The sequence below is a fragment of the Microbacterium lacus genome, assembly GCF_044794305.1.
Lineage (GTDB): Bacteria > Actinomycetota > Actinomycetes > Actinomycetales > Microbacteriaceae > Microbacterium > Microbacterium lacus_B.
The window spans coordinates 2035538-2049219 of record NZ_CP084996.1; the positions used below are offsets into that span (position 1 = coordinate 2035538).

Consider the following 13682-nt stretch of genomic DNA (forward strand, 5'->3'; position numbering starts at 1 on the left):
CATCCAATGGGAGTCGTGTCAGGCTGGGCCATGGCCAATTCGACGTCCGGCGACTCCGTCACCGACCGGCTCGTGCGTGTGCTCGAGACCTTCACTCCGACGCGGACGGTCCAGACCGCGGCCGAAATCGGCCGACGCGCGGGCCTTCCCGGGTCGAGCGCGCACCGCATCGTGGGCGAGCTGGTCGAGACCGGGTTGCTCGAGCGCGATGACGATCGCCGCATCCGCATCGGCATGCGCCTGTGGGAGCTCGCAACCCGCTCATCGCAGGCTCTGCGACTGCGCCAAGCGTCGATGCCCGCGATGGAGCGCGTCCAATCTCGTGTGCGGGAGCACACCCAACTCGCCATCCTCGAGCAGGACGAGGCGCTGTTTCTCGAGCGCCTCAGTGCCCCTGACTCGGGGGCGAACGTGACGCGCATCGCCGCTCGCCTTCCCCTGCACGCCTCTTCGTCGGGCTTGGTGCTGCTCGCCTTCGGCGAGCGCGACCTGCAGGAGCGCATTCTCGCAGCGCCCCTCCCACCGCTCACCCGCGAGACCATCACCGATCCCGCCGCACTGCGGCGCAAGCTCGCCGAGGTGCGCACACTCGGGCACGCCGTCGCGCCGGGGTTCATCGAGACCGTCTCGACCGGAGTCGCCGTTCCGGTGCGCGACGAGACGGGCACCGTCGCCGCCGCACTCTCGGTGGTCCTTCGCCGGGATGCGCCGATCGAGCCTGCGCTCGTGGAGCTGCACTCCGGCAAGCGCGAGATCGAGCGTGCCCTCGGCTTCCGCGGCTGAAGCATCCAGAGCCCTTCATTCCCACTCGGATTCCCGTTCAACGGGAGAGTTCGAATGCTGCCACCGCCCACACCGCGACACTGGAGGCGAAGCATCCACCGTCGAAGGAGACGCCATGACCACCACCGTCCGCACCCGGGTCGCGATCGTCGGCGCCGGCCCTGCCGGCCTGCTTCTCAGCCACCTGCTCGCACAGTCGGGCATCGACTCGATCGTCGTCGATCAGCGCACCCGCGAGCAGATCGAATCCACGATCCGCGCCGGCATCCTCGAACAGGGCACCGTCGAACTGCTCGACACTCTCGGTGATTTCAGCCGCGCCCGCACGGTCGGCACCCGCCACAACGGCATCGAGCTGCGCTTCGCCGGTCACGGCCACCGCATCGACTTTCCGGGGCTTGTCGGTCGCAGCGTCTGGCTGTACCCGCAGCACGAGGCGCTGAAAGACCTCATCGCCGCGCGCTTGGCCGGAGGGCAAGACCTGCGTTTCGGCGTCACCGTCGAGCGCGTCGAAGACAACGACATCCCCCGCGTGATCGCGAAAGAGGCCGACGGCCAAGAGCTCATCATCGAGGCTGACTTCATCGTCGGCGCCGACGGGTCACGCAGCGTCGTGCGCCCCGCGGTGACGGGCACCTCACAGGGCGGATACTTCCGCGAATACCCGTTCGCGTGGTTCGGGATCCTCACCGAAGCACCGGCGAGCGCCGAAGAACTGATCTACAGCAACTCCCCCGACGGCTTCGCCCTCATCAGTCAGCGCAGCCCCACGGTGCAGCGCATGTACTTCCAGTGCGACCCCGACGCCGACCCGAACGCGCTGTCTGAAGAAGAGATCTGGGGGATGCTGCAAGCCCGCGTCCCCGGAACCACACTCACCGAAGGCCCCATCTTCCAGCGCGATGTACTGCGATTCCGCAGCTTCGTCGCACACGAGCTCCGCAAGGGACGCATCGCGATCGTCGGTGACGCCGCGCACACCGTGCCGCCCACCGGGGCGAAGGGCATGAACCTCGCCGTCGCCGACGTGGTTCTGCTGAACCGCGCGCTGCAGGCGCTGCTACTCGAGAACGACGAACGACTCATCGACGGGTTTGCGGATGCTGCCCTCCACCGCATCTGGAAGGCACAGCACTTCTCGTGGTGGATGACCTCGATGTTGCACAGCACCCCCGAAGCGACCGAGTTCGACCATCGGCGCCAGCTCGGAGAACTGCGCTCGGTCGTGGAATCCGAGGCGGGCTCGACCTTCCTGGCCGAGGCTTATACAGGCTGGCCGTTGCCCGCGGCCTGAGCGGGTTCACGCTCGGCGATGAGCGTCGCGAACTCGGCCTCGGCGGATGCGGCGAGCTCATCGCGCCGACGGCGATAGACCTTCAGCGATCGCGTGGCCGGCCAGTCGGCGCCCATGTATTGCGAGGGCAGTCGCGGGTCCGCTCGAAGGAGTGCGAGCCAGTCGGCGACGAGCATCGTGATCGTGGCGAGTGGGCCCGGGCCAACCGCTGCATCCTCCCGTGACCATTCGTCGATGAACCCGAGGTGTGCCGTACGGATCGCCTCGATGTCCCATGCCGCTCGGACGCTCTCGGCGATCGGGAAGCCCGCGAGCTCACGCGCGTGAAAAGCCACGAGCGCACCGTCGGGCAGATCGGCGCGCATCGGCTCCAGCGATGCCTCCATGTCTACTTCGCCCGGCGCGAGCCACAGCCCGTCACGGATCGGCGCGAATCCCTCCCACGAGAGCGAGGCGCGCAAGCGGTGGCGCACCCGCCGCTGGCGTTCCGGAATCGAAAACGTCACCAGCGTCCACCCCTCCCCGTGCGGGTCGAAGGGGCGGGGTCCGCGCACGCGGTCGGTTGCTTCGCGCAGCACGTCTTCCCCGACGGTGGTCAGCCGGAAGAGCAGCTCGCGCCCTCGGCGCTCACTGGCGAGAAAACCCGAGCGCGAGAGACGATCCAGCGTGGCGCGGGTCGCGGGGGCGGCGATGCCGGCCTGCTCGAGCACGGAGATGAGCACCCCGGTGCGGATCGGTGCGTCGTAGTGGTCGAGCACGTGCTCACCGAACAGCGCCAGCAGCAAACGTCGGGGTGTGCGAGGAGTCGATCGCACCGTCGCGTCGGTGGTCATACCGTGGGCCGGACCGCCTCACCGCGCTTGGCCCGCTGAATCTGCTCGTAGACGTGTGTCCTCAGTTCAGTGAAGCGCGGGAGTGCCCGCGTTGTGATCTGGTCACGCTCCGGAGCGAGGTCGATCGCGAGATCCTCCTGCACCCACGTCGGAGACTTCGAGAGCACCACCACCCGTTCGCCGAGGTAGACGGACTCGTCGATGTCGTGCGTGACGAAGAGGATCGACATGCCGCGTTCGCGATGGAGGGTTCTCACGAGGTCTTCGAGGTCGGCACGCGTCTGTGCGTCGACGGCAGCGAAGGGCTCGTCCATGATCAACACCTCGGGTTGATACGCAACAGCGCGCGCGATGGCGACGCGCTGCTGCATCCCGCCCGACAATTGCCACGGATAGCTCTTCGCCGCATGGTCGAGGCCGACGGCGGTGAGTGCGTCGTCGATGAGGCGGTCGCGGTCGGCGCGCGAGAGGTTCTTGTGCTTGAGGGGCAATTCGACGTTGCCACGCACGGTGAGCCACGGGAAGAGGCTGCGGCCGTACTCCTGAAAGACGAGCGCCATCTTGTCTGGCGGCGCGGTGACGGCCGTTCCATCGAGCTCGATCCTGCCGGACGTCGGCCGCAGGAGTCCGGCGATGCACTTCAAGAGTGTGGTCTTGCCGCATCCGGAAGGTCCGACGATGCAGACCAGCTCGCCCGCGTTCATGCGAAAGCTGATGTCGCCGATCGCTTCGACGTTCCCAGTCGAAGACTCGTAGACCTTGCGCAGGTTCTCGACGTTCAACAGCGTGCCGCGCTCGTTCGATTCAGGCACGTTCCACCTCCTTGATTCCGTGGTACCAGCGAAGTACGCGACGCTCGACGAACCCGAAGATCGTCGCGAGAAGCACCCCGATCAGTCCGAGCAGCAAGATGCCGCTCCACATCTCTGCGATGAGGTAGTTGCGCTGGAAGAGGACGATCTTGTTTCCGAGGCCCGATGATGTGTACGCCAATTCGGAGATGACCATCAGGATGAGCGCGATCGACAGCGCCTGCCGGACACCGGTCATGATGCGAGGGCTCGCCGCGGGGAGCACGAGGAAGCGAATGCGCTCCGCCCGTGTGAGACCGAACGACCTGCCTGTCTCGGTCATTACTGAATCGGTCGAGCGCACACCATCGATCGTGTTGAGCAGGATCGGCCAGATCGACCCTGCGACGATGACGGCGACCTTCATCGCGTCCGTGGCACCCATCAGTGCGACCGCGATCGGGATGAGCACCGGGGGCGGGACGGCGCGGAAGAACTCGAGCATCGGCTCGAGAAGCTCCCTCAGCCACCGGTTCAGCCCGATCAGCGCGCCCGCGACGATTCCGATCACGATCGATAAGACGATGCCCAGCGTGAGGCGCCCGAGGCTCGGCAGCACATCCGTCACAAACGCAGGCCCGATCCAGGTCTCGACGAAGGCCTCGGCGAGTTCGACAGGCGTCGGGAAGAACTGCGCGGGAGCGATCGTCATCCAGATGCCCCACGCAATGACGAGGAGGATCGGAAGGCCGATCGCGTACGCGACGTTCTCGCCCACCTTCGCCCATACACGGGACGGCTTGTTGGGCACCTTCACGGTGCTCGTGTAGAGGGTCACAGGACGTCCTCCCCTCGTACGGACTGATGCCATGAAAGCGTCCGACGTTCGATCGCGCGGAAGACCATGTTGATGAGGAGACCCAGGATGCCGGTGACCAAGACGAGTGCGTAGACCAGAGGCCAGTTCGAGGCCCCCTGTGCGAAGACGATCTCGCGCCCGAGCCCGGGGTTGCCGATGAACATCTCGGCGGTGATCGCGAGGATCAACGCCACGGCGGCTGCGAGGCGCAGCCCGGTCATCAGGTACGGAAGCGCGGTGGGAAAGACCAGGTTCACGATGCGCGAGCCGCGCGAGAGCCCGAAGCTTCGAGCGGTATCGCGAGCGACCGTATCGACATCGGCGACACCGTAGAGAACCTGTATGAACACCTGCCAGAAGCTCGCGTAGACGATGATGAGCAACGCCGACTGAATCTGGTACCCGAAGAGCAGCACCGCGAGCGGAATGAGTGCCACCGACGGGATGGGGCGCAGGAACTCGACCGTGGTGTGGGTCGCGCGACGCAAGAACGGCACAAGTCCGATGAGCGTGCCGAGCACCACGGCCAGCGTCGTCGCGATGACAAGCCCGAGACCCCACTTCGTGAGGGTACGCCCGACGTTGCGCCAGAACTCGAGGTCGCGCACCTCCTCGCCTAGTTGGGCGAGGGTCGCGGTCGCGGTCGGAAAGAAGCGCGGGTCGACAAGGCCGAGGGTGGGCAGCAATTGCCACGTCACCAGGAAGCCGAAGATTCCGGCGAGCCCCAGGGCGATCTTGCGCATCGACCGGTTGCGACGACCGCGGCGGAATCGCCCGGCGTCTTTCGCGGTTTGCGTCGGTGCGAGCACCCCCGCGGGGGCTTCTGTCGTGACGTCGGTGTGCATGACTCTCTTTCGGAGTGCAGTGAGGGGCCGGATGCCGCGGGTCGCGGCATCCGGCCCCCTGTCGCTGAACGTTACTGCTGCTGAATCATCGTTGCGTAGTCGGGCACCGCCTCGATGTACCCGAACTCGACCGCGAGGTCACCGAGGTCTTCGATACCGGCCGCGCTGAGGTCCCATGTGAAGGTCGGCAGCGTGATTCCCGCTGCTGCCTCTTCGGGGATGTCGAGGTTGGTGGCAATCGCCGCGCGCACGGCGTCTTCGTTCGACGATGCCCACTCGAGCGCCTCAGCCATCGCCTCGGAGTACGCCGCGACGAGGTCGGGGTCTTCGTCCAAGAGAGCCTGCGTCGTGATGTTCGTGAGCACCGACAGCCCAGGAATCGTCGCCTGGTAGGGGGCGACAACCGAGACACCGCCGCCTCCGACGACCATGCCGCGGAACGGGTCGGGCGCCCACGCGGCGTCCATCGTGCCGGCCTCGAGCTGTGCCGGGACATCGGGGAAGGCCACTTCGACGAATTCGATCGTCGAAGGGTCGCCGCCGTCGTCCTGCACGGCCTTGCGAATGGTGAGGTCGCCCGCGGCGCCGATCGTGTTGACCGAGACCTTCTTGCCGGCGAGGTCGGCAGGCCTTGTGATGCCCGAGTCGCCGAGCGCGACGACCGCATTCACGTCATCGCCCTCCGCGTTGCTGTTGGCGTAGTTGCCGACGATCACGATGCCGAGGTCCTGCTGGTCGGCGCGGATGGGTCCGAACGGCTGGCCGATCGCGAACTGGATGTCGCCGCTGAGAAGCGCGGGGATCGCGTTGGCGCCGCCCTGGGCGGGCACAACCTCGATCTCGAGGCCATAGGACTCGAAAATGCCCTCCTCCATTGCTGCCCAGAGTGCTCCGGTCTCGGCGATCGGAAGCGCGGCCACGCGGACGGTGGTCATCTCCATCGGCTCTTCGCTCCCGCTCCCACTGCTACTGGGACTGGAAGCCGGTGGGGCTGCGGAATCGGTGCATCCGCTCAGGGCGAGTGCGGCGGCGGCCAGCACGCCCAGGGTGGCAAGACTCTTCTTCATTGATGGGCCTCTCGTGGTTCTCGGGCAGGTGTTCGTCAGCGACACGGTCTCGGCACCTTTGCCACCGACATGAGTCATGGTGCGCCGACGCGCCCCCGATTGTCAAGGTTATTGTGACGATCGTCACGAAATTGGTGAAGAATGAGCGAGTTGACCCCATAATGGGTGATCTAAGGAGCGTGCACACATGTCACTACTCGAGGGCAAAGTCGCCATCGTCACAGGGTCGGGCCGAGGTTTGGGCCTCGCCTACGCCCACGAACTCGCACGGCAGGGCGCAGCGGTCGTCGTCAACGACGTCGATCGCGAGATCGCTGAGGCCGCAGCATCCGCGATCGCCGAAGCCGGCGGCAGAGCCGTCGCCGTCACCGCGCCCGTCGGGCCCACCGAGACCGCACGCCTGCTGGTACAGACAGCGGTCACCGAGTTCGGGCGTCTCGACATTCTGGTCACCAACGCCGGAGTGCTGCGTGACACCGTGCTGTGGAAGATGAGCGACGACGACTTCGACACCGTTATCGGCGTGCACCTGCGGGGGACCTTCACTTGCGTCCGCGAGGCTGTCGTGCACATGCGCGAGCAGGGCGAGGGCGGGCGGATCATCTGCATCGGCTCCCCCACCGGACAGCGCGGCAACTTCGGGCAGACGAACTACGCGGCCGCGAAAGCGGGAATCGTCGGCATGGTCCGCACCTGGGCGCTCGAGTTGGGCCGCGCGAACATCACCGCGAACGCGGTCGTCCCGGTGGCCGCCACGGCGATGACGGCCACAGTGCCCTACTTCGCCGCAGCCGTCGAAGCCGACGAGAAGGGCGAGGCCATGCCCGCGTTCTTCCGTCATGACCTCGGCTTCGGCACCTCCGACGATGTCGCCGGACTCATTGCGTATCTGGCGTCGGATGCTGCGGCTGATGTCACCGGGCAGGCCATCGGCGTCGGCGGTGACCGCGTGCAGCTCTGGTCGCACCCCGAAGCCGTGGTCACGGCGTACCGCGAGGGCGGCTGGTCGTACGAGGCGCTCGAAGCGGACTTCCCCGCAGAGTTCGGCGGTCAGTTGCAGAGCGTCGGCGAGAAGTTCCCGCCGCTCCCCGAAGACCTGCAGCGCCCTGCGCCGAACGCCTGACCCTCAAGAGCCTCAGGGACGAAGATGACCCGCTACGAATCCGCGATCGACCTCGACGCGCTCGAGGCGATCGACATGCACGTGCACATCGAGATCGACGCACACGGGCACACGTCGTTGCCGCCCGATCTGGTCGAGGCAGCCAGCACCTACTTCAGCGCGGACGGGCCTCGGCCTGACCTCGACAGTGTGGCCGCGTACTACCGCGAGCGCCGCATGGCGGCCGTAGTCTTCACCGTCGACGCCACCACGCGCCTGGGTCACCCTGCGCTGTCGAGTGTCGAGATCGCCGAGGGTGCCGCGCGCAACAACGACGTGCTGATTCCCTTCGGGTCGGTCGACCCGCTGCAGGGCGCTGCCGCGGTCGACACCGCCCGCCGGCTCGTCGATGAGTACGGCGTGCGCGGTTTCAAGTTCCACCCGACCGTGCAGGGGTTCGATCCGAGCGACCGGACGCACTATCCGCTGTACGCAACGATCGAATCTCTCGGGATTCCGGCCCTCTTCCACACCGGACAAACCGGTATCGGTGCGGGAATGCGCGGGGGCTATGGCTTCAAGCTCGGTCTCTCGAACCCGATGCTGCTCGACCCCGTTGCCGCAGATTTTCCGGATCTGCAGATCATCATGGCCCACCCGTCTGTGCCGTGGCAGGACGAAGCCCTGTCGGTCGCGACCCACAAGCACAACACGTGGATCGACCTCTCCGGGTGGAGCCCGAAGTACTTTCCCGAATCGCTCGTGCGCGCCGCGAACTCCTACCTCAAGAAGCGCGTCCTGTTCGGCTCGGACTTCCCGTTGCTCATGCCGGACCGCTGGGTTCGGGATGCCGACGCCGCAACACTCTTCAAGCCCGAAGTGCTGCCCGGAATCATGAAAGACAACGCCGCACGCCTGCTCGGACTCACCACCACGACCGCATCAGAAGGAGCATCATGACCACCATCGTCGACTACGCCGACGCCGCAGGCCTCGCCGGCACCGACCTCGGGTTCACCGACTGGCTCGAGGTGACGCAGGATCGCATCCAGCTCTTCGCCGATGCCACCGATGACCAGCAGTGGATCCATGTCGACCCCGCCCGCGCCGCCGACGGCCCGTTCGGCGCACCGATCGCGCACGGATTCCTCACACTCTCGCTCACCGTGAAGTTCTGGTCTGACCTCTTCGACGTCACCGGCGTGAGCACGAAGGTCAACTACGGCCTCGACAAGGTACGGTTCATTTCGCCGGTGAAGGTCGGCGTGAAGGTGCGCGGCGGTGCCGTTATCGCTGAGGTCACCGAGGTTGCGGGTGGCTTGCAGTTCGCGGTTGATCAGACGATCGAGATCGAGGGTGCGTCCAAGCCGGCCGTCGTGGCACGCGGTTTGTACCGCTTCTACGCGTAGCAACATCGCGCAGCACCTCGAACGTCGCACCTCGAAGGAGAGGGCAAGTGCATAACCACGGACTCGGTGCCTGGATGGCCAAGCGCCGACTCAAGTCGCCCGACAAGACGGCGCTGATCTTCGACGACAGAACAGTGACCTACCGCGAGCTCGCCGACGGCACCGACCGGGTGTCGGCGATGCTCTCGAGGCGCGGTATTCGCAAGGGCGACAGGGTCGCGTTCCTCGGCGAGAACAGCCCCGAGTTCCTTCAGCTCCTCTTCGGTGCCGCGCAGCTCGGTGCCGTCTTCGTGCCGATCAACACGCGACTGGCAGCGCCCGAGATCCTGCACGTCCTCGCCGACTCGCAGGTCCGCGCGCTCATCCACGATCCGTCGTTCACCGAGCGAGTTGCCCCGCTGATCTCGGCCGTCGGGATCGCGCACGTCATCCCCACAGGAGAGGGGACGGATGCCGCGCCCGGCCTCTCGCGTGTCCTGCGCGACACCCCCGCAGGCCATACAGACGTCGAGGTGACCCTCGATGATCCGGCGGCAATCCTCTACACCTCCGGCACGACGGGCAAGTCCAAGGGAGCGATCCTCTCTCACCAGAACCTGACGTGGGTCGCGCTCAACACGCTCGTCGACTACGACGTCGTCTCGGACGATGTCGCTCTGATGATCTCGCCGCTCTTCCACGCAGCATCCCTCGGCATGGGTGCACTTCCGATCATGCTCAAGGGCGCGACCATCGTTCTCGAGCGTGGGTTCGAACCGGGGCGCGCACTCGCGCTCATCGAGCGACACGGGGTGACGATGCTGAGCGGAGTGCCGACCACGTATCAGCTCCTCGCGGACCATCCAGACTGGGCGAGCACCGATCTGTCGACGCTGATGAAGCTGACCTGTGGCGGATCGCCCGTACCCACCCGCATCCTGAACGCCTACGAAGATCGGGGCCTGTCGTTTTCTCAGGGGTACGGCATGACCGAGACCTCTCCGGGAGCTACGTCGCTGCATCCGACGATGACCCGCACGAAACAGGGAAGTGTCGGACTCCCCCACTTCTTCACTGAAGTCCGAATCGCCGACGAACAGGGCGCCGTGGTCTCTCGCGGCACGATCGGCGAGATCGAGATCGCCGGACCCAATGTCTTTCCGGGCTACCTCAATCTGCCCCAAGCGACCGCCGAGGCGTTCACCGCTGACGGCTGGCTTCGCACCGGAGACCTGGGCTACCTCGACACCGACGGCTATCTCTTCATCGCCGATCGCCTCAAAGACATGATCATCTCGGGCGGTGAGAACATCTATCCCGCCGAGATCGAGAACCTCATCAGCGACATCGACGGTGTCACTGGGGCCGCTGTGATCGGCGTACCAGATGACCGCTGGGGCGAGGTGCCCTGGGCCGTCGTCACCGTCCGCGACGGCGCGACGATCAACACCGACAGCGTGCGCGCGCACCTCGATGGGCGGCTCGGGCGGTTCAAGATCCCCCAGCGGGTCGTCATCGTCGATGAGCTTCCCCGCACCGCGAGCGGCAAGGTGCGCAAAGCAGACCTCCGCACCCGGTTCGCCTCTGAAGCCTGACGTACTCGTCGTTCTCGTGCGCCGCTAGGCTCCGGGGATGGAAGGGATTCGATGAGTCTGCGATACGCGCTACTTGCACTGCTGCGCGTCGGACCGATGTCGGGGTACGACCTCCAGAAGCAGTTCTCGCAGTCCGTCGGGCACGTCTGGTACGCCCCTGACTCGCAGATCTACCCGGAACTTCGGCGGATGGAGGCCGACAAGCTTGTCGAGGCAGAGGAGCAGCCGCGGGGAGAGCGTGCGACACGACGCCTGTATCACGTGACGGATGCTGGTGACCGGGCGTTCCGCGACTGGATCGCCGCGCCACTGGAGTACCAACGGGTGAAGGATCAGTCACACCTGAAGGCCGCGTACCTCGAGACCGGAACCGCCGAGAACGCCCGCGCGTTCTTCGAACGGCACCGTGCGCAGTGGCAGGCCGAACTCGACCAGTGGAACCGCGAACTCGCCCGCATCGACGGTGACGAACACCCGATGCTGCAGCGACGGCTCGCCGTCACCGCGCCCGCCGACCGCGAGCGCACCATCGCCTTCAAGCGCCACACCTATGAGGGCCTGGTGGAACGCGCCCGTATCGAGATCGCCTGGGCTGAGCGCGGCCTCGAGCTACCCGACAGCTGAGCGTGCGAAGAAGTACAGCCCTGCACACCAACGGCGTGCAGGGCTGTACTTTGCTCAGCTCAGGTCAGGGTTTGCCGCCCTTGCGGTCCTCACGGACTTTCTTCGACGGGTCAGACACGAGCGACATCGGCACGGTGCCGTCGAGCTCGGCCGTCACGCGGACCGTGACGGTCGCCAGGCGGTAATCCGATGTGAGCACGAACGTCGGTCCGGTCGCGCCCGCGATAGATATACCGTCGACCATCCACTGGTACGACAGTGCAGCGCCTTCCGCGGCGCTCACCTGCACCGCGAGGGTGTCGCCCACGCGAGGCGTTCCCGTGATCACCGGCTTGTCGAGCGCGACGGTCTCATCCGCACCGAACGACAGCCACGTGCCTTCCAGTTCGGCGTAGCCCTGGCTGGGCTGGCTGTAGTCGCACACGCCAGACGCGAAGATCGCGTTCAGCTGCGTCCACTGCTCGTCGGTCAGTGCGGGGTAGTCTCCGCGCACCGGCGCCGTCAGCTCGCACTTCAGCACGTCCACCGACAACGGTGATCCGGCCTTGATACGCGGATCTGCGTGGAACGGGAATGCCGCGTTGCACGGATTCTCGTCAGCCGAGGCGTACCAGTCGAGAGGTGCCGCGACGAACGTGTCAGGAGCGGTGAAGCATCCGTCCTCGATGTCACCCGGTCGTGCGGTGATAGTGGCCTCGCGGTTCTCCTCGCCCGCGGCACCCATCGCCTCGAGGTTGGTCAGCCACTCGTCCATCTTCTCGAGTGCCAGCGCACCCATCGTGCCGTTCGCCGTGCTGACGCCGCGCCAGCTGACGTGTGTCCCCGCTTCACCGTGCGCGTTCAGCATCCTCTCCCGCAGCACTGCCGACCGATAGCTGTCGTGGAAGTCGCCGCTGGGATCCGTGTAGCCGCGGTACTCGATGACCGGGATGTGGGTGAGTCCCCCGGTGGTGAGGTTGAACCGACCGGTCTCGAAACCGCGCTCGATGGCCTCGACGCTCGCCTCCGAACGTGCGGGCGTGCGGGCACCGTCGATGCTCATTCCGCCCACGTTCGCGTTGACGCTCAAGAATTTCTCGGCCGAAAGGGCACCGGATTGGAACGCGAGAAGACCGTACTGCACACCGACGTTGTCGGGGATGACCCGCAGGCCACGTCCCTCGTCATCCGTGCCGTAGACGTTGGTCACGGTATCGGCAATGGTGCAGCGAATGCCGTCCGGGTTGCCGACCGACCAGCGATCGGCGACAGGAACCACACCAGGGCAGCCGCGCGTCGGGTCATCGACACCGTCGAAGAAGCCGTAGCCGAAGCACGTGCCCGATATGGCGTGGCCGCTCAGCGCGACCTTCTCAGCCTCGGTCCACCCTGCACCCGCAGGCGAACTCCAATAGTTCATGAGTCCGCGGCAGTCGTGGCCGGTGGCGGTGGTCGTGCGCTCGTCGGGGTAGCCGATCTGGCCGATCACGCCATCGAGAATGCCCGGGTAGGCGTTGGAGAGAAGGTACTGCTGCATCGTGCCCGCAGAACCGCCGAAGCCCATCGTGAACCTCGGAACTCCGTACGTCTCGGTGAAGTGCTCCTTGACCATGTAGGCGGTCTCAGCGCTGGTGACGTCATCGCAGTTGGTCGCGTAGACGTTCAACGAACCGGATGCCACCGCATAGCCCGCGCGCAGCAACTGGTCGTTCTCCACCCCGCCAGTGCCGTTACCCTGACCGAGCCCGACGCCGCATGCGCCGCCGAACGTGTAGAGGAGCTTGTCGTTCCATGCCGCGGTGTCACTCCAGGGTGTGGGCTCGGGGGTTCCGGGCTCGTGCAGGATCGCGATCTGGTACAGCGAGCGGTTGATGGTGCCGCGCTCCAGGCGGAAGATATAGGGAACCTCGACACCGTCGACAGTGGTGGAGGCAAGGTTGGCCGGCACCGAGCCGTCGGTCGGATAGTTGGCGAACTGATTGCCGGTGGTCCGGTAACGGTACTGAACGACGACCTCGTCGGTCATGCAGTTCTCGTCAAGGACTCCCAGGCCGGTGGCCTGGCAGTACAACTTGTGCTGAGGACCGGAGAACACGGGCCCACTGCGGGGGTGGTTCACGACGTCGAGTCCGGTCTGCTCGTTGCCGCTGACGGCTTGGACCACCAGCCGGCTCTCTCCGAGCGGAAGGTCTTCGACCAGACCCACTACGCCATCACCGTGTGGCTGGAAGGAATCGGTGACATCCACGCCTGCGGCGAGGATGCGGTCGTGGTTCTTCAGTCCGGTCACCTTCACCAGAGCGTCTCCCGCGCTGATCATGTCGGCTCGTCCGGACAGGACTTCGATCTGCGCATCGCTGGCTGCCGTAGCGGCCGGCGGAGCCATCAAACCAACGACCACTGCTGCCGCAGCGGTCGTACACAACGCCCATCGGCGTGCGCCACTTCTGAACATGTGACTGTCTCCCTTGACATCGAGGTCGAGGGTGACGGCGTCGTCACCCTCTCGCCCCACAGTAGAA

Annotated in this window: 13 protein-coding genes; 7 read left to right on the top strand and 6 right to left on the bottom strand. The window is 66.0% G+C overall.

Features of this window, described 5'->3' with window-relative positions:
* Positions 1-30 precede the first annotated feature (30 nt).
* On the top strand, positions 31-783 hold the full coding sequence (locus LG299_RS09700) for an IclR family transcriptional regulator (RefSeq protein ID WP_404429650.1): 753 nt from the start codon (positions 31-33) through the stop codon (positions 781-783).
* Positions 784-898: 115 nt separating this feature from the next.
* Entirely contained in the window at positions 899-2077 is a 1179-nt protein-coding gene (locus tag LG299_RS09705) for a 4-hydroxybenzoate 3-monooxygenase (protein ID WP_404429652.1), read from the top strand.
* Here the strand turns inward: LG299_RS09705 and LG299_RS09710 are convergent.
* The 5 genes from LG299_RS09710 to LG299_RS09730 all read right to left on the bottom strand — a co-directional run bounded on the left by LG299_RS09710 (position 2047) and on the right by LG299_RS09730 (position 6340).
* The gene (locus LG299_RS09710; protein WP_404429654.1) at positions 2047-2910 is read right to left on the bottom strand and encodes a PaaX family transcriptional regulator C-terminal domain-containing protein; all 864 of its coding nucleotides are present in this window, start codon (positions 2908-2910) and stop codon (positions 2047-2049) included. The two genes, LG299_RS09705 and LG299_RS09710, sit on opposite strands and share 31 nt — an antisense overlap.
* Positions 2907-3722: an ABC transporter ATP-binding protein gene (locus LG299_RS09715; RefSeq protein WP_404429656.1), complete on the bottom strand. Its 816-nt coding sequence runs from the start codon at positions 3720-3722 to the stop codon at positions 2907-2909. Before LG299_RS09715 ends, LG299_RS09710 begins: the two co-directional genes overlap by 4 nt.
* Positions 3715-4539: an ABC transporter permease gene (locus tag LG299_RS09720; protein WP_404429658.1), complete on the bottom strand. Its 825-nt coding sequence runs from the start codon at positions 4537-4539 to the stop codon at positions 3715-3717. The genes LG299_RS09715 and LG299_RS09720 overlap by 8 nt, the downstream gene beginning before the upstream one ends.
* Entirely contained in the window at positions 4536-5405 is an 870-nt protein-coding gene (locus LG299_RS09725) for an ABC transporter permease (RefSeq protein WP_404429660.1), read from the bottom strand. Before LG299_RS09725 ends, LG299_RS09720 begins: the two co-directional genes overlap by 4 nt.
* 71 nt (positions 5406-5476) lie before the next feature.
* Complete coding sequence (locus LG299_RS09730; RefSeq protein ID WP_404429662.1) at positions 5477-6340, bottom strand: ABC transporter substrate-binding protein; 864 nt, start codon at positions 6338-6340, stop codon at positions 5477-5479.
* A 319-nt stretch (positions 6341-6659) separates the two neighbouring features.
* On the opposite strand from LG299_RS09730, the gene LG299_RS09735 reads away from it, so the two are divergent.
* The 5 genes from LG299_RS09735 to LG299_RS09755 are packed head-to-tail and all read left to right on the top strand — an operon-like array spanning position 6660 to position 11181.
* The gene (locus tag LG299_RS09735) at positions 6660-7595 is read left to right on the top strand and encodes an SDR family NAD(P)-dependent oxidoreductase (protein ID WP_404429664.1); all 936 of its coding nucleotides are present in this window, start codon (positions 6660-6662) and stop codon (positions 7593-7595) included.
* Positions 7596-7619: 24 nt separating this feature from the next.
* Positions 7620-8534, top strand: a complete 915-nt coding sequence (locus tag LG299_RS09740) for an amidohydrolase family protein (RefSeq protein ID WP_404429666.1) — start codon at positions 7620-7622, stop codon at positions 8532-8534.
* The gene (locus tag LG299_RS09745) at positions 8531-8983 is read left to right on the top strand and encodes a MaoC family dehydratase (protein ID WP_404429668.1); all 453 of its coding nucleotides are present in this window, start codon (positions 8531-8533) and stop codon (positions 8981-8983) included. The genes LG299_RS09740 and LG299_RS09745 overlap by 4 nt, the downstream gene beginning before the upstream one ends.
* 47 nt (positions 8984-9030) lie before the next feature.
* Positions 9031-10557 carry a long-chain fatty acid--CoA ligase gene (locus tag LG299_RS09750; protein WP_404429670.1) on the top strand — a complete coding sequence of 509 codons (1527 nt, stop codon included), beginning with the start codon at positions 9031-9033 and terminating at the stop codon, positions 10555-10557.
* 51 nt (positions 10558-10608) lie between these two features.
* Entirely contained in the window at positions 10609-11181 is a 573-nt protein-coding gene (locus LG299_RS09755; protein ID WP_404429672.1) for a PadR family transcriptional regulator, read from the top strand.
* A 64-nt stretch (positions 11182-11245) separates the two neighbouring features.
* Here the strand turns inward: LG299_RS09755 and LG299_RS09760 are convergent, their stop codons facing one another.
* On the bottom strand, positions 11246-13615 hold the full coding sequence (locus LG299_RS09760) for a DUF6351 family protein (protein WP_404429674.1): 2370 nt from the start codon (positions 13613-13615) through the stop codon (positions 11246-11248).
* Positions 13616-13682 lie beyond the last annotated feature (67 nt).

Bases quoted from the DNA above. Each gene is read 5' to 3' on its own strand.
- LG299_RS09705 (WP_404429652.1), top strand. From the start codon at position 899: ATGACCACCACCGTCCGCACCCGGGTCGCGATCGTCGGCGCCGGCCCT.
- LG299_RS09700 (WP_404429650.1), top strand. From the start codon at position 31: ATGGCCAATTCGACGTCCGGCGACTCCGTCACCGACCGGCTCGTGCGT.
- LG299_RS09710 (WP_404429654.1), bottom strand. From the start codon at position 2,910: ATGACCACCGACGCGACGGTGCGATCGACTCCTCGCACACCCCGACGT.
- LG299_RS09740 (WP_404429666.1), top strand. From the start codon at position 7,620: ATGACCCGCTACGAATCCGCGATCGACCTCGACGCGCTCGAGGCGATC.
- LG299_RS09735 (WP_404429664.1), top strand. From the start codon at position 6,660: ATGTCACTACTCGAGGGCAAAGTCGCCATCGTCACAGGGTCGGGCCGA.
- LG299_RS09725 (WP_404429660.1), bottom strand. From the start codon at position 5,405: ATGCACACCGACGTCACGACAGAAGCCCCCGCGGGGGTGCTCGCACCG.
- LG299_RS09730 (WP_404429662.1), bottom strand. From the start codon at position 6,340: ATGACCACCGTCCGCGTGGCCGCGCTTCCGATCGCCGAGACCGGAGCA.
- LG299_RS09760 (WP_404429674.1), bottom strand. From the start codon at position 13,615: ATGTTCAGAAGTGGCGCACGCCGATGGGCGTTGTGTACGACCGCTGCG.
- LG299_RS09755 (WP_404429672.1), top strand. From the start codon at position 10,609: ATGAGTCTGCGATACGCGCTACTTGCACTGCTGCGCGTCGGACCGATG.
- LG299_RS09745 (WP_404429668.1), top strand. From the start codon at position 8,531: ATGACCACCATCGTCGACTACGCCGACGCCGCAGGCCTCGCCGGCACC.